Genomic DNA, 15,725 nt, shown 5'->3' with positions numbered 1-15,725 from the left:
TTTTTAGATCACCTTGTCTACCTTATTCTGCCACTCCGCTGAACGGATACTGAATATTTTTATTTTCACAAACCTTTTCAGGATCGTGCTCAAGTACTTTTCTACCAACAATCAATAGCTTATAAGAAATTTCCTATGATTCCTTTTAAGCGAGTTTTGAATTTTTGAAATGTCATGACATTGTTGATACGGTTATCAAGAAACGATAAAGTATCCGCAAAATCTTCTGAATAATCATTGATAAAAAAAAGTATCGTACTTAAGTACACTCCAGCTAATATTGCTCTTTTTGTATAGTAGTTAAAATCTGTTGATTGATCATAAATGCCATACCAAATCGCGCTAATAGTTCTATATAAAAGTTTACTAGAAAAATATGTATTTTTTGGTGATACGGAGAATGATAAAACATTTTTTAAAAGTTCTCTATAATTCGGTAGCTTAGCGTAGTTTGAAAGGCGTATTTGAATAGCTAACTTTACTCGCTCTCGCACTTTTATATCTTCTAAATTAGAATTCCTTAGTTCAGCTTCCATTGAGCTATTTAAGTCCTCTGCTATGTGCTCCAAAGCGCTATATATTCCATTCTGAAATTTGCAAAAGCTATTAGCTAGATTAAGGTCAGTGCACACCTTTAATAGGGTTTCATCGCTTATCCCTTCAAATGGAATAACCCTAATTAGCTTATCTATTATTAACTTTTGTTCCACGCAACATCATACTAAACAGCATGTGTGATTGTACCTGAGATTTTCAAACATTCTACAAAATGCTTCACCACGTTCCTCGAAATTTTTCCATTGATCAAAAGAAGCACACGCGGGAGAAAGTAATATTGTTACTTCTTCTGCGCTATTTAAGGCCTCTTCAAAAGCCAATCTGAATGCATCTTCTAGATTGCAACATTTAACATAATCTACTTTATTCTCCATAACATTTGCAAAAGCTTCGGTTGATTCTCCAATAAGAAAAGCTTTTCTAACCCTTGTAAAATGCTTGCTTAATGATTCTATTCCACCTTTTTTGCTTCTTCCACCAGCGATCCAATTTATGTTTTCATAAGATAAGATCGCCTTTTCGCTCGATTTTGCATTAGTTGCTTTGCTATCGTTCACGAAAAACACATTTCTTATTTTGCCAAGCAGTTCATTCCTATGCCTCAGTCCTGAAAAGGACTTGATTCCATTGATAATAGTGTTGCTATCTACTCCAAGTACCTTACATACGGCATATGTGGCTGCTATGTTTTCTGCGTTGGATATTAGGTTTATTTTCACGTCGCTTACTGATAAGCTATGATTCTCTAGTTTTAACGAGATCTTCTGGATCCCAGTGCCCCTTTTGTCATCCAAGTAGCTGACACTGGGATCCAGATAATTTCGATCTATACCAGTAATCTGTTCACTATAATCAAGCAAATTGTTACCTGCCAATGATATTAGATCTCTTGCACCACCCTCTGTCATCTGAGTAGTTGGCAATGGTTTTTCTTTTCTGGATTCCAGCGTCACGCGCTGGAATGACATCGGGGAATATGTTACTGAGATTGGAATTTTGTCTCCAGTGAATTTGTTGAATATATCAGCAGTAATCTCATTGTCACATCCTATTACGGCAACCTCACTACCGTTTATCAGTTTTAATTTAGTTGCTATGTAGTTCTCCATACTTCCATGCCTATCTATGTGATCTGGTGTAATATTGAGCAGTGCTGAAATGTCCACGTTAATTTCATTCATCAACTCCAATTGAAAAGAGGAGAGTTCGATTACATAAATTTCTGCATCTCTTTCTAGATCCAAAACAGGAACGCCTAAATTTCCACCAATAGCTACTTTTTTCCCTGCAGATTTTAATATGTGCCCTATTAGTGATGTAGTGGTTGATTTACCATTTGTTCCTGTGACGCCTATTACCTTCTGGTTCGTAGTTTTAGCTTCAAGAAATAGCTCAATGTCTGATTTTATTTTGCAATCAAATCTCCTTGCAAGTTTTACTATCCAATGTGGCTCTGTTGGCACTCCAGGGCTTAAAACCAATGCACTGATCTCATGCCAATTGTATTCCTTGGGATGAATAAAATTACATTTTTTATACATCATTTTTGCATTTGCTATTTGCTCTTCATGATCATCCCATGCATATATTCTTGCACCACTCTTTGTTAGAGCGTTAATGGCGGATAAACCAGTTTTACCAAGACCAAAAACCGCGACGTTTTGATTTTTGTATTTGTTTAGTTGCACTGCTAGATAACTTATGCGAACCATTTTATAAAGATATCGTACAAATTACAACAGACTTCTTTCGTAGGTTACAACTGTCATTCAATAGAAACAAAAAACTTCCTTGACAAACTCCGCCAGCCTCCTTATCATGAAACTGAAGCTATTTATTTGTCTTCTCTGTACAGATTAAATGACAAAAAAACTCACGTATCTGGCGTCTCATGTTTAATTTTTTGCACTATGTGCACCTTATGTCTTTATCAAATTTCTAGGTTTTTACCTACACAAGCTGAGATACGCTTATAAAGCATTTAAAACATTAAAAAACGCCAACTTAAAAAATGGATAGTGAATAATTAGCTACCCTAGGGTTTCTTTTGCCTTTTTTTCTGTTTAGTAAATTTCTTAATGTTTATAATTTAGATTAGTTGCGGCTTAAAAGCAACTGAATCGCGGTTATTAAACGTTTAGAATAAAAAAACGCCATACTTGAAAGTATAATGTAAGTAATTAGCCAACCACGGGGATTCTTTTGCCTTTTTTTCATTTGGTAAATTTCTTAATATTTATGGCTAAACGACAATCGTCATCCCGCTGCTTGTTAGCGGCTAAGAGATACCGCGGCAGTATGACGGTTAAGTGGGGTGTCATCCCAGTGTCAGCTACTCGGATGACAGGAGAAGGAGGCTACTTGCATGACACCATTCTTTTTTCTGGATCCAAGTAATCAGGGCACTGGGATGACAAGAAGAGGGCACTGCCGTCATAAAGGAACCAGTGTCAGCTACTCGGATGACAACAAAGAGCTACTTGGATAACAAGAAATATAGGTACTGGAATTGTAAAGAGTTTGCAAATATTAGTTATTACCTGTAGGATATAAAGAAATTAGTAAGGATTTTAATAGGAATAATATGCCATCTGTTACTTTTATTTTACCTGATGGGAGTAAGAAAAGCTATGAAGCTGCAGAGGGAGAAACTCTGCTCAATTTAGCCCACAGAAGTGATCCAGATCTGCTTGAAGGTGCATGTGAAGGTTCTCTTGCTTGCTCTACATGCCATGTAATTGTTGATCCAAAGTTTTATAATGCTGTAGAAATACATAACCCTATATCTGATGAGGAAAATGATATGTTAGACCTAGCTTTCGGCTTAACAGAGACGTCGAGGCTTGGATGCCAAATAAAAATCACAAAAGATATCGACGGCTTGTGTGTAACCATACCAAGGGGTACAAGAAACATATCATTAGATAAATAGGGGAATCATGCGTAAGATTTTTATCTATATTATCATCTCTTTACTTTTGTTTATTCCTGTAGCGTATAGTGGTTTTTGGTATTTTTCTGCATGTAAGGTAAAAAATCTTTTAGCTGAAACAATACTATACATTAACGACGAAAAATTTGATATTTCACATGATTTTAGTGGATTTCCTTCTAACCTAATTTTCCGTGTGACAAACCCAAAATTTTCCAATGAGCAATTAACCATCTCATCTGATGCTTTATTGATAAAAAATAGATTGTTTGATAAATCAGTATATATCTACATACCAAGCAATGAAGTCAACATTGCTGTTCATGATGATGAGAAAAAGAATATAAAATGCCACACAAACGATAGCAGCCACTTTGTTGTTAGACTAAACGATTTACCATCTTCATTGCGATTCAACAAAAATAGTACCGTGATAGACTATATAGATACACTTCGTTACGAAGATTATGGATTAAAATGTGATGTTTCAGAAAATCAGCAAAGTGTTATAACTGAAGTGAATGATAAAAGTAATTACATTCAATTTCATCTCGATAAAGAACCAAGTGGAAATACTAAACTAGGATTTGATTTTTATACTTATCGGTATAAAAATACTGCAAGTCCTGAAAATTACCTTAGTATCGACACTAAATTTGATTACGAATTTGTAAACCACATCTCAGCTTCCAGAGTTAATTTCAACATAGAGAAATTTTTAATTCAAAGTAATAATTTTTCTCTTGCTGCAGATGGTGGAGTGCAAAATTATAATTTGGTTACGTCTTCATTTAAAGACAAAATCAACGTGGCTATATCAAATTATAAAGAATTAATCTCGTTTATGATTGGTGACTCAAAAACTTCAGATGTGTTTGAAAAATTAATGTCTTCCTTATCAGAAAAAACAACTGATGATGGCATTCAATTTTCAATAAAGTACGATGATGATGTAGGGTCAAGCTTTATTGGAAAGTTATCCACTACTGATTTTATGAACCAACTTGGTAAAATAACCCAATTAACCAAGGATGAGAGCAGTAGTTAGTTTACTTTTCATATTGATATTTCACTCAGGCGTAAACGCTTTTACTCTGGATAATAAACTCAGAGATAAAAGCATGGAAAAACGAGCAACCAGTTTATTTGAAATAATAAGGTGTCCAATATGTTCTGGCGAATCATTGTCTGAATCTGGATCTCAGATCGCGTATGATATGCGAGAAGCAATTCGTAAAAAAATCAATGATGGATACACAGATGAAGAGATAATCTCAGAGTTAAAAAATTCTTACGGCAATTCAATTATAATCGTACCGCCTATAAAATCTAGCACTTACATTTTGTGGTTTATTCCACTTACAACTCTGCTTATTGGGTGTTTTTTAATACAAAGATACATCAATACAACCACTTAAACCTTTTATATATAGCTAAAGTGACTTAGGTTCTCTAATTGCACATAAGTCAACAATAATTTTCACACAAATCAAAACAGCATATCTTCTCCATAATCCTTGGTAATTCCACGTAAGTTAAAAGTAGCATATGGTTCTCTCCGCGGTCTGAGATGACAATAAACTTGTCAAGCCGCATTATACTTGTTAGGCGGAAGTGGACGGCAACATGTTTACCACGAAGTCTAACTAAGTTCTTGCTTGTCCCTTCCATCGGCATTGCTATCTTTATTTTCAATAAAATTATTGTCCTATGCTCTTTTGATGTTTATTGATAATAAAATTCTGTTTTATCAACCAACATCCTATGCATAATTACAGCTAATTTTCTTGCTACTGCTACAATTGCTTTTTTCATTCCTTTTTTCTTCGCAACCCCAGTTTTTTAATTTAAATGTCCTCTTGGTAACTGTAAGCATTGTTTGTGCAGCTTCATATAACATACTTCTACATTCCGCTGGTCCCATCTTTGATATGCTGCCATGCCGATCAACTTTTCCAGAAGAATATTGCCTTGGTGTCAACCCTATATACCCCAGTTGCGGATTAGCCAACGAAGTAAAGCTTAGAAATGCAGCGGCTGCATGGAATATGAAACAAGCGTAGAAAAAATGTGTACCAAAAAATTTATCGGTGATCTGTGGCGAGTATGCTCAATCTCAAATTTGTTTTTCAGAGAGCCAAAAACTGTCTCAATAATCGATCTTTTTCTTAACAAAATCTTCTCATTTAGCGCCATTAATGAGTTTTTCATACCCTTTTTTATACTGGTTACAAGCTTTAACCCTCTATCGAATAATTCGTGAAAAAGATCTTTTTTGATATATCCTTTATCTCCAAACAATAATCCAGTCAATTTCTTAGTTAAATTTGGCACAGGTATCAACGTTGCCTTTTATCACCGTAACCCCTTGAATTTCGCCAGTTTCATTGATTACTAGATGTACCGAAAAACCACCCATAAGTAGTCTTTCCAATCTTTGCCAACCCTTTGAAAACTTTGTTTCTCGAGGTCCTTTTTGGATGGCAAACAGCGATAGATTATGTACGAAATCCCTGTCACTTTTGACTGTTCGCAAAACCATTGCATTAAGAGCGCTAAATACCATAAAACCCGCGATTTTAGCCTGATAAACCTACTATAGGATGGCAATTTTGGAAACGCTGATTCGTATAATCATTTCAAATAATGCACATAGAAAATTTTAAAATTGTCGCACTTGATATAGCAATATTATGGTAAAAATCTCTGAATGCGTAATCTCTGGCGTCCTGGTTGGTTTTTTGCCACTTGGTAGAAGTTTTTCTGCAAAATTTTCATCGACTGTATTGCAAAAATCATCGACTATACAAAAGATTTCTGTTACTTTTTCTTTCATTGGTAACCTCCTATTTTAGGAATGAATATCAAATACCTCGGAGTTTACCCTATTTCCTTACCTTTTCTATTTTTTCTAATTTACAACTGGGGTTAGCAGTGCTGTGAGAATGGTTGAAAGCGCAAAAGAAAACCTCTCGGAAGTTAAAAATATACTGGTCGATGCAGGTTATACAGGAGAAAATTTTGCAACTCAAATAAAAACGATTATTGGAGCAACTGTAGAAGTAATAAAACGAAGTGAATTACATTCCTTTGCTGTATTGCCACAAAGATGGGTTGTAGAGCGATCTTTCGCTTGGTTAGAAAAATGCAGACGATTGTGGAAAAATTGCGAGCGAAAACTTAACACTAGCCTACAAATGGTCGTTCTTTCCTTCATTTCTCTTCTATTGAGAAGATTTTAAACAGGTTCTAAATCTTTATTTTAAAAATGTCATATTGACCACCGGTACCTGAAAATACTATTCCAATTGATCAGAGCTATCCTATTTCCTTAATTTTTGTAACGTTGTCATAGGAGTACTATAACTTTAGTATCAACTATGTTTTATTGTTTTTGCATCTAAAAAAATTTAGCTTATTCAAGCAGCATTTTGCCTTTTTTTGGATGTAGGGATTTTTTAGGAATTGTCTTCTTGAATTCTATGGTATTTTGTTTAACATTGAAACAAGATTCCAGTGTCAGCTACTTGCATGACATTGTTGGTTAATGTTTTATGGCTTTACGATAGCTATACAACTTATCTTAAAAGCAATATAGTGTTTACTATACAATGAATCAAAGATAGTAAGTAAAGTCTATGGAATTTCAAATCGCTACACATTTTCAACCGGCTGGGGATCAACCACAGGCAATCGATAGCTTAATTGCAGGGCTAAATAGCAATAAAAGAGATCAGGTTTTGCTTGGAGTTACTGGTTCTGGGAAAACTTTTACTATGGCAAATGTTATTGCAAGGACAAACAGGCCTGCATTAATTATGGCACACAATAAAACTTTAGCAGCACAGCTTTATGAGGAAATGAAAGGATTGTTTCCCCATAATGCTGTTGAATACTTCATTTCTTATTATGATTATTATCAACCTGAAGCCTATTTACCACAAACTGATACTTATATCGAAAAAGATTCTGCAATTAACGAAAGAATTGAGATGCTGCGTTATTCCACCGTCTGCTCCCTTTTGGAGCGCAGGGATACGATCGTAGTTGCCAGTGTTTCCTGCATATACGGTCTTGGTTCGCCTGAGAGCTACCGCAGCATGATCATACCGCTTAGTGTTGGAAATAAAATTCGTATTAATGATTTCCTGAGCAACTTAACTGATCTTCAATACAAGCGCTCTGATGCCAGGTTTGAGAGAGGATATTTCAGAGTGCGCGGCGATATTGTTGATATATTTCTTTCCCATTATGAAAATAAAGCTTGGCGTTTATCGTTATTTGGCGATGAAATAGAAGAAATTTCTGAAGTTGATGCTATAACGGGCAATGTTACCAAAGGCGTAAATAAAATCACCATTTTTCCAAATAGCTATTACATAACCCCGCGTGAGGCTTTGTTGCAGGCAATTGAACTAGTCAAAAAAGAGCTGCATGAACGCTTGGATTATTACTACTCGCAAAATAAGATTGTTGAAGCAAAGCGCCTCGAGCAACGCACTAATTTTGATATCGAAATGATGAGAACAACAGGAATATGTAAAGGTATTGAAAATTATTCGCGTTATCTCTATGGAATGGAAGCTGGGGATCCACCGCCTACTTTGTTTGAATATTTACCCAAAGACGTAATTTTATTTGTTGATGAGAGTCATGTCACCGTTCCTCAGGTTGGTGCGATGTACAGCGGTAATGAGGCGCGTAAAAAGAAATTGATTGACTATGGCTTCAGGCTCCCTTCCGCTTTTGATAATCGTCCATTAAAATTTGAAGAGTGGGAGGGAGTTAGGCCGCAGACTGTTTACATTTCAGCCACTCCAGGAAAGTATGAGTTGGCAAAGACCAATAATGTATTTATAGAGCAAGTTATCCGTCCAACAGGGCTTACAGACCCAATCTGCATTGTGAAACCAATAGAGAGTCAAATTGATGATGTAATTCATGAGGCACAAGTGACAATAGGGAAGGGATTTTGTGTTTTAATCACTACATTGACGAAAAAAATGGCTGAAAATTTAGCTGAATATATGAGTGAATTGAATATGAAAGTGAGTTATTTGCATTCTGATATTGCTGCGCTGGAGAGAATAGAAATTATATACAAATTGAGATCTAAAGAAATCGATGTTTTAGTAGGTGTTAACTTGCTGAGGGAAGGTCTTGATATTCCAGAGTGTGGGTTGGTTGCAATTTTGGATGCTGATAAAGAAGGATTTTTGCGATCGGAAACTTCATTAATTCAAACGATCGGTCGTGCTGCGCGTAATGCTGAAGGTAGAGTAATTTTGTATGCAGATAAAATCACTGGTTCTCTGGACCGTGCATTAAGAGAGACCGAAAGAAGAAGAAAAAAACAAGAAGAACATAATATATTGCACAATATTATCCCGAAGACTATAATAAAACCTATATCAAACACCTTACAGGAGAGGGCAATAGCAGAACCGAAAGTAAATACTAATAAGGATGATTTGAGAAAGCAAATGATAGAGCATGCTGAAAATTTAGAGTTCGAAGAAGCAGCAAGAATAAAAAAATTATTGCAAGGTTAAGTAATATATGATGCTATGGGCATAGTATAAAAATGGTATCCGTTCAGGAGAGTGGTTTAAGAAACAATAGATAGGAGATTTTGGAAAGGATTGAGACCCCTTTATTTCCAAGTTAAGTATAATGAAATTATCCGCTCAAGGAATGTATTTCCCCGCTTTGATTGTGTAAAATATGGTATCCGTTCAGGAGAGTGGTTTAAGAAACAATAGATAGGAGATTTTGGAAAGGATTGAGACCCCTTTGTTTCCAAGTTAAGTATAATGAAATTATCCGCTCAAGGAATGTATTTCCCCGCTTTGATTGTGTAAAATATGAGTTTTTGCGATAAACGACATAATGCCGAATTTGCCGTTCAGCGTGGTTATTTGTCAGCGGAATATTTTCTGGGTCATCTAAAAATTTCCACATCATTCTTTCAGATCTCAGAACATTTTTTGCAACTCGAGAGGCTCCAATTGCTTCAGGTAAACGAGATATCTCCTTCAAGTAATACTTTGTACGTTTTCTTAATTTTCTGGCACGTCTGACAAACCTCAAAACATCTATCTCACTTTTTAGTAAAGCTTTTTTTAGTGCAAATAATTCAGTGGCCACGTTTCTCAAGTAACAACCCAGAACTTTAACTTCAATATTCCAACTATGTGCTAATCTTTCAAAATCTCTTGATAAATGTGCCCAACAGATTTGCCTGTTTTTATCGGCAAAATAATTGTATGCTGCATACCTGTCAGTTATTACCAAGCTATTGCGATTGCAGAATTTACTATTTTGTAAAACTTTCATTCCTCTTGACTCTGTAAATTTTACAAAACTTGCCGTATTGCTTGCAAACATCCAACACCAAGCGAGTTTACCTTTGTTATAATGGCTCGTTTCATCAATATGTAGAACTTTACTCCTACTTATCTCTTGTTCGATCTGCTCATACATTTTTTTGCATTTTGAAGCAACTCTATGTTCACTATTTGATATGCTACCGACGCTTATGTTCAAATTGAAGATATCATTTACGACACTCGCTATTTCGCGTTTTGAATTTTTGTAGAATCCGCTGAACGCTGCAATTATTGACTTAACCCTTGGACCAAATGTATCTGGCGTAACACCTTCCGGTAACTTGCTACTTCTTCTCTTTCCGCATCTCCGACAACGGCCATGTTCTAACTGATATTCCACTACATAAGGCTTGATTTCTGGAAGATCAACTTTCTGATGAATATATGGTTTTTCACATATTGCAATTTCTCCTCCGCATTCGCAAGTATTAGGCAACTCTATCTTTACTACTTTATCTGCATCCATGTTGGCGCGAAAACTTCCTTTATGACCAACCTGACCGCCAATATTCCTTTCGCTTTTCGGCTTATTCTTTTTTATTTTATACAACTCTTTGGAACTTGGTATTGATGAATTTTTTGAGCTTAAACCGAGTCTTTCTCTTAACTCAGCATTTTCTATCTTTAAAGCCTTATTTTCTGCTTTTAAACTTTCATTCTCTTTTTCCAATCTTTCTATTTTTGCTTCTAACCTTTCTATTTTTTGCTGTAAATTTTTGCAAAGTTCTAAAAGGTTTACCATATTATTTCACTTTTGCTCTATGATTATCTTTTTAGATCACCTTGTCTACCTTATTCTGCCACTCCGCTGAACGGATACTAAAAATGTAAATAATTTTATTGATATCTTTATATTAATACTTTTTAAACATTTAGTACCATGCAATATCTGCAATGGACAAGAAAAACTAACACCAGTGCTTTCAGGGTCAGGGACTTTGGCCCCAACCCTAATAAACCATTTAGATGGTTAAGATATATCTAAAAACCTAAATTTATTTCCCCAAAGCTTCTCACGTACGCTCTACAGAATGTGAGTTTACCTGTTGCACACTACACTCTGTAACCTTTAAAGGGGCACTTCCCTTATGTTGTACAACAGGAGAAACAGGCGATCCCATAGAAGAAAAACCACTATCTCTATTAGAGTTATCAGGTGACGATAATTGTGCTTCTGCAAGTCGCCGTAACTGTAATTCTTGACTCTCGAAATTTTTTTTCATCTTCTCTTGCCCACTAGGAGTATACAGCAAGTGTTTAAGCTGCTCATCCTCAGGGGAAAGAGAGTTGGAGTCTAGCTTCTTTCGCAGCTCAGGAGAAAGAAATGGGCGTAGTTCCTCTCTCTGATCAGGATTAAGACGTTGTTGCCACTCTGGTCCACCTTCATGCGTAGGAGAAGTCACCGCTGAGGATGGATTACTTCTTGCTCTTATTCTAGCTGGGAATGAAGAAAATAGCTTAGACACAGATGATTTTTTAGTTACAGGAGTTTCAGGAGTACTGCGCGTTGTACCACGCCCTTCATCATGTCGCTTAAGGTTTACGTCATATTGCTTACTAAAAGTTGAAGAGAGCCATTTTTTCATTTTTTGAACACCACCCCCATGTTTCTTCGGAGATTTACTATCTTGTGACTTTGCTTCAGAACACTCATCACTACTTTTTCGATCACTTTCATCAGTAACTTGCTGTTTTTCAGGTTCCTCATTAGAACCCTCAAGATTTAAGAATGTTGAATCATTCCATGCTGTAGGAGAAGGAATCGATAAAGATAGCTGTGATTGATCACCAGTGGATTGACTTGAATCTATTTTCCCCGGCACCAACTGAAACAGCCCCCCTTTTCCTTCCTCTCTTTCTGATCCTTGCCTGGAAGAATCCTTTACTACACCCTGACTCTGCGTGGGAAACTCCTGTGTCGGTGATGCTTCAGCTAATAGCGTTCGAGGAAGCCCAGGATCAATCTCTATTTGACCATCTTTATTGATTACAGAGTTTTCTATAATTACAGGAATTAAAAGAGCAATCTGTCTATCGGACAAAGCATATACCTCATCAAATTCATTTGATTCTGTATCTTTAGTTTGACCTCTAACATTAGTGAAAAGATCATGAGAAAATTTAGCATTAATCTTATTTGCCTCCATATAATTTAGGTACCTTAAACTATTACCTTCCTTGACCATAGGTATAAAAGCAAAGTGATCTCCATTACTTATCCTGTCTTCGCTAATAAAATTATCACGATAGTACCCACAAATTGATACCCCAGCTAAGCGAAAGATTAGCTCGCCCATAGCACCCTTGTAGCGCTCAGCCTTCACTTTCAAATTACCAACTCCTTGAAGATTAAAATTATACGCTGTCTTCTTTTTAGAAGTCTCTGTTACACTTCTTACAAAACCAATATTTTCAACGTCTTTAAAATATACTTTATTGTCATCAATATCATAGAAACCTGAGTAGTTATAACCATGCTTCTTTATTTGTTCTTGAAGTGCTCCTATAAAATACGTTTGCAGATTTGGACTATTAAACAAAAGACATTTTATATAACCAGAGAACGAATCTATTTCTACCTGCCCTATACTTGCGTTTAAAATCTCTTCAATGTGTTTTTTACCAAGATGATGTTTTTCATCAATTGCTTTAATCACTTGGTTTTTCACGTCCAGTTTGAATTCCTCAGCAAAGTGCACCTTGAGATTAAAGATTACTCCAGAGTCTATAGGAACTGTAAGCTTAGTTATTCTTGTTTTCCCATCATACTTTAACCATTCCTTATCAAAGTGAAATGGAAAAGATCCAAGATCAAAAGCGTAACGCGCTACAGACTCATCAGAATAATATTCTCTTACTAAGTCTCTTGCCATCTGTGATAAGTACCTCTTTGCAGAGCGCCGACCACAGTTAAACTTAACGACGATATTATCGCCTTCGACAACAAAATTAGTGTTGACTTTAGAGCCGTAATTACTAACGTTAAATGCATTAACCAGCTCCTTAACAAAATCTAAACTAGTCATAACTCCCCCCTATTCAAATATTACTTTTTTTTATTACTACCTTGAGCACTCTCAACTTTAGCATCACTCATCCCTGTATAAGGATAGTTATAACACCTATCAAACTTACTAGGATCTTTATGCATGTCCGGTCCTCCACCCCCTGTTCCACGATTAGCTGCCATCCAAGCAGCAGAATCATACCCACCAGAGCCTACCTTAAAACGAGGATCCCCTTGTGAACTAGAGCTTGCTTGTTGTTTTTTATCCATAATACCCTCCATTAATAAAAATATTATGTAATCTATATATTATAAATAAATCATAAGTGCAAGAACTTTTTTGCATTTTTATAAATTTTTTTTTCATTTCCCTTTATAACCTCCTTTAGGTTGAACATTTATAGAATTAAGTTCTGATTCTGGTGAAATTTGATCCTGTCCAGCAAATAATTCACCGCAAATTTTATCTATATCAATTGTTTCTTTGCCAATATTACCGCTATTTCTCATATTTTGCTCACCAACTGACCCTATTGTTGGTATCTCTTGTCTGCTGGCATCATTTTCCCATTGGCCTCTTTCACTAGACTGCCCTGTATCTCTAAAAATTACTGGCTCCTTCTTTGGAGCTTTCTGTTTAAGTGCAGGTTCAGTTTTCTTCGGTTCCTCCTGCTTCGCTTTTTTCTCTTCTTCCACTTTTGGTTTTGTTTCTTTTACCTCGCGGTTCTCATTGTTTATAACCTCCTTAAATATAGAAGGCATTATAGGCTTTGGTAAAAGATCAAGTTCTGGTTTGCTCAGAGGGACTGGCCTTACAAATCCTGGTGAAACGTCAAAAAGGAAAACTGGCACTTTAGGTTTTTCTCTTTCATCCACTTTCATTTCTACGTTTTCGCAAACTTCTTTATTTTCTTCCTTTAATGATGTTTTTTCTGCTTTTTTATCTTCTTTTTCTGTAGATGCCGCTACCGCAGCCGCCAACTCAACTCCAAACATCTCTGCGAACATTGTAACAATCCATCCGACAACGGCCATTTGTAACCTGAGTTTCAGATCTTGCAATGCAGTTAATCTTTCTAACGCCCTTGTAAACTCTTCTTCTGATAACTCACCACTGCCTAATTTCTCCTGCAATTCTTTTATCTCTTTGTCCAACCTCTGATTGAAACTTAAATCGCGTGCAAAAATCTTCTTGATTAACTCCTTAAGCTTATCACGCAAAAACTTCATTATCGCAGCAATCAGGTTTTTTTCTTTCTTCTCCTTGAGCATTTGGTAGATTTTCGGATCATCTACATCTACTTCAAAAAGGGTAAAGAGAGATTCAAAGAAATTCCAGAAATCTCCGAGTACTCTTCCTTTTTCACCAGTGAAGTAATCCTCATCATCACCTTCTCCGATATGTAGCTCTGCTTGAGATGATATTTCATCGATACAACTAGAAGCCTGACGCTCACACTCGAGCCTTCTGAGCAAATCTTGTCTGGTGAGCTCCTCTATGGCTGCTTTTAGTTCATTTAACTTCTGCTCTGCAGAGAAATCTTGCTCCCTGAGTTTTCCTTGGAAGATCGAGCTACCGTTTCCGTTATTATCTGAAAAATTTTCCATTATTTTTGCTTCCTCAATAAAATTACTGCCTTTGTTGTTACCTGAAAAGCTTTCCACCATTTTTACTTCCTTCATAAAACTTAATAATTTAATTCTACAGTACTAAATATTTAAGAACTATTAATGTAAAGATGTCAATAAAATTATTTATATCTTTACACTATATTATATCATACGCCATTTAACCTTTCAATAATATTTTTTATTCTTGCTGTTTTTTCAAACTCTAGCATGCGCTTTTCTTAAATTATCCTTATTAATATTTGCTTTTGCCTCTATCACCACTTTTTCTTGTAAAGTATTTGATATAGATTTTATTATACTCTTTGGCATAACATTTGCAACATACTTTATCTATAAATGGAAATTATTATACTTGCAGCTAGACACAATTTGAAATAATTTACACTATAAAGTTAAGGAACGAGATCCCAGATACAAGTGTCTGGGCACTGGGATGACAGGAGGGGGGGTTGGAATGACACCAGTATGGTTATTAATTGAATAAATAACCTCCTTATTTTCAGAAATCATTGGCAAACAAATGTGATGCCATATGTTTTTTGGCTTAGATAAGAGGTGCCCAGTTAAGTCTTCCAGGTGGAGCCTATGCATCACAAGCACAATTACTCCTTTTTTTCTATCGTTGAGTCTCGTTACTAAAGTCTGATCGAACCAGTTTGTGGCACGTTTTCTAAATGTTTCACTCAAAGCTTGAGCAGGGTTAAGCGGATCATCCACAATAATAAAGTCACCACCTTCACCGGTTAATGTTCCTCCAACTGATGTTGCGATTCTAAATCCTCTCTGCACTGTTTGGAATTTATATTTAGTGTTCTGGTCTTTGGATAGTTCTACCTCTGGAAATAGTTCTTTATACCAATCAGATTGCATTATGCACCTGGTATCAAGCGAATGTTTTTCACTAAGCAACTTAGAATAACTTGCAACTATTATTCTTGCAGTTGCCCAGTATCCATGCGGGCCACGCAACACCCATACATATGGACTTCATTGAACGCGGAGGCATATTGAATATTATGCGCCTTACTTCGCCAGCATTCGCTGCTTCCAGCCTGTCTGCTATGACTTTTATGTACTGATAATCATTATACTCACATCCCGGCACTACTGTTTGAAAGCACAGTTCAATGAATTTTAGAAAGTTCATGTTAGACCTCCTATAGTATCACCCAAGTAACCCCTATGGTGTTATCCAAGTGGCCGACAC

12 protein-coding genes and 3 pseudogenes are annotated in these 15,725 nt (G+C 36.0%); 6 read left to right on the top strand and 9 right to left on the bottom strand.

All coding sequences use genetic code 11. The features are described from left to right. Positions 1-119: 119 nt before the first annotated feature. Positions 120-710: a COQ9 family protein gene (locus tag EA652_RS04110; protein ID WP_007549231.1), complete on the bottom strand. Its 591-nt coding sequence runs from the start codon at positions 708-710 to the stop codon at positions 120-122. A gap of 6 nt (positions 711-716) precedes the next feature. Next, on the bottom strand, positions 717-2,270 hold the full coding sequence (locus EA652_RS04105; protein WP_007549232.1) for a Mur ligase family protein: 1,554 nt from the start codon (positions 2,268-2,270) through the stop codon (positions 717-719). Positions 2,271-2,923: 653 nt separating this feature from the next. Between EA652_RS04105 and EA652_RS07300 the strand changes: the two genes are divergently transcribed. The 4 genes from EA652_RS07300 to EA652_RS04085 all read left to right on the top strand — a co-directional run bounded on the left by EA652_RS07300 (position 2,924) and on the right by EA652_RS04085 (position 4,908). Then, complete coding sequence (locus EA652_RS07300; RefSeq protein ID WP_007549233.1) at positions 2,924-3,046, top strand: hypothetical protein; 123 nt, start codon at positions 2,924-2,926, stop codon at positions 3,044-3,046. Between the two features lie 96 nt (positions 3,047-3,142). Further along, the gene (locus tag EA652_RS04095) at positions 3,143-3,490 is read left to right on the top strand and encodes a ferredoxin family 2Fe-2S iron-sulfur cluster binding protein (RefSeq protein WP_012673282.1); all 348 of its coding nucleotides are present in this window, start codon (positions 3,143-3,145) and stop codon (positions 3,488-3,490) included. A 7-nt stretch (positions 3,491-3,497) separates the two neighbouring features. Further along, the gene (locus EA652_RS04090; RefSeq protein ID WP_012673281.1) at positions 3,498-4,538 is read left to right on the top strand and encodes a hypothetical protein; all 1,041 of its coding nucleotides are present in this window, start codon (positions 3,498-3,500) and stop codon (positions 4,536-4,538) included. After that, positions 4,522-4,908 carry a cytochrome c-type biogenesis protein gene (locus tag EA652_RS04085; protein ID WP_015589263.1) on the top strand — a complete coding sequence of 129 codons (387 nt, stop codon included), beginning with the start codon at positions 4,522-4,524 and terminating at the stop codon, positions 4,906-4,908. Before EA652_RS04090 ends, EA652_RS04085 begins: the two co-directional genes overlap by 17 nt. 344 nt (positions 4,909-5,252) lie before the next feature. Here EA652_RS04085 and EA652_RS04080 read toward each other — a convergent pair whose 3' ends face one another. Together EA652_RS04080 and EA652_RS04075 are read right to left on the bottom strand one after the other, a co-directional pair. Beyond that, on the bottom strand, positions 5,253-5,501 hold the full coding sequence (locus EA652_RS04080; protein ID WP_049749685.1) for an IS110 family transposase: 249 nt from the start codon (positions 5,499-5,501) through the stop codon (positions 5,253-5,255). After that, a pseudogene (locus EA652_RS04075) lies at positions 5,494-6,326 on the bottom strand (IS982 family transposase). Before EA652_RS04075 ends, EA652_RS04080 begins: the two are co-directional and overlap by 8 nt. An 85-nt stretch (positions 6,327-6,411) precedes the next feature. On the opposite strand from EA652_RS04075, the pseudogene EA652_RS04070 reads away from it, so the two are divergent. Further along, a pseudogene (locus tag EA652_RS04070) lies at positions 6,412-6,732 on the top strand (transposase); the annotation flags it as partial. 396 nt (positions 6,733-7,128) lie between these two features. Beyond that, positions 7,129-9,042 carry an excinuclease ABC subunit UvrB gene (gene uvrB, locus EA652_RS04065; RefSeq protein ID WP_012673279.1) on the top strand — a complete coding sequence of 638 codons (1,914 nt, stop codon included), beginning with the start codon at positions 7,129-7,131 and terminating at the stop codon, positions 9,040-9,042. Between the two features lie 196 nt (positions 9,043-9,238). On the opposite strand, the gene EA652_RS04060 is transcribed toward uvrB, so the two are convergent. The 5 genes and pseudogenes from EA652_RS04060 to EA652_RS04040 all read right to left on the bottom strand — a co-directional run. Then, positions 9,239-10,621 carry an IS66-like element ISWen3 family transposase gene (locus tag EA652_RS04060; RefSeq protein ID WP_007548562.1) on the bottom strand — a complete coding sequence of 461 codons (1,383 nt, stop codon included), beginning with the start codon at positions 10,619-10,621 and terminating at the stop codon, positions 9,239-9,241. A 271-nt stretch (positions 10,622-10,892) separates the two neighbouring features. After that, on the bottom strand, positions 10,893-12,905 hold the full coding sequence (locus EA652_RS04055) for a hypothetical protein (protein ID WP_012673278.1): 2,013 nt from the start codon (positions 12,903-12,905) through the stop codon (positions 10,893-10,895). Positions 12,906-12,925: 20 nt separating this feature from the next. Next, entirely contained in the window at positions 12,926-13,156 is a 231-nt protein-coding gene (locus EA652_RS04050) for a hypothetical protein (RefSeq protein ID WP_007549698.1), read from the bottom strand. A 93-nt stretch (positions 13,157-13,249) separates the two neighbouring features. Further along, positions 13,250-14,554, bottom strand: a complete 1,305-nt coding sequence (locus tag EA652_RS04045; protein WP_012673277.1) for a hypothetical protein — start codon at positions 14,552-14,554, stop codon at positions 13,250-13,252. 390 nt (positions 14,555-14,944) lie between these two features. Further along, positions 14,945-15,665, bottom strand: a pseudogene (locus EA652_RS04040) (hypothetical protein); the annotation flags it as partial. Positions 15,666-15,725: the final 60 nt, after the last annotated feature.

It is taken from the genome of Wolbachia endosymbiont of Drosophila ananassae (genome assembly GCF_008033215.1).
GTDB lineage: Bacteria > Pseudomonadota > Alphaproteobacteria > Rickettsiales > Anaplasmataceae > Wolbachia > Wolbachia pipientis.
The sequence above is the reverse complement of the archived record's forward strand: the minus strand, read 5'-3'. Positions and strand labels throughout refer to the sequence as shown.

What these genes read in the sequence shown, in the direction of transcription:
- EA652_RS04105 (WP_007549232.1), bottom strand. Translation starts at nt 2,270, where the DNA reads ATGGTTCGCATAAGTTATCTAGCAGTGCAACTAAACAAATACAAAAAT.
- EA652_RS07300 (WP_007549233.1), top strand. Translation starts at nt 2,924, where the DNA reads ATGACACCATTCTTTTTTCTGGATCCAAGTAATCAGGGCACTGGGATG.
- EA652_RS04095 (WP_012673282.1), top strand. Translation starts at nt 3,143, where the DNA reads ATGCCATCTGTTACTTTTATTTTACCTGATGGGAGTAAGAAAAGCTAT.
- EA652_RS04090 (WP_012673281.1), top strand. Translation starts at nt 3,498, where the DNA reads ATGCGTAAGATTTTTATCTATATTATCATCTCTTTACTTTTGTTTATT.
- EA652_RS04085 (WP_015589263.1), top strand. Translation starts at nt 4,522, where the DNA reads ATGAGAGCAGTAGTTAGTTTACTTTTCATATTGATATTTCACTCAGGC.
- uvrB (WP_012673279.1), top strand. Translation starts at nt 7,129, where the DNA reads ATGGAATTTCAAATCGCTACACATTTTCAACCGGCTGGGGATCAACCA.
- EA652_RS04060 (WP_007548562.1), bottom strand. Translation starts at nt 10,621, where the DNA reads ATGGTAAACCTTTTAGAACTTTGCAAAAATTTACAGCAAAAAATAGAA.
- EA652_RS04055 (WP_012673278.1), bottom strand. Translation starts at nt 12,905, where the DNA reads ATGACTAGTTTAGATTTTGTTAAGGAGCTGGTTAATGCATTTAACGTT.
- EA652_RS04050 (WP_007549698.1), bottom strand. Translation starts at nt 13,156, where the DNA reads ATGGATAAAAAACAACAAGCAAGCTCTAGTTCACAAGGGGATCCTCGT.
- EA652_RS04045 (WP_012673277.1), bottom strand. Translation starts at nt 14,554, where the DNA reads ATGGTGGAAAGCTTTTCAGGTAACAACAAAGGCAGTAATTTTATTGAG.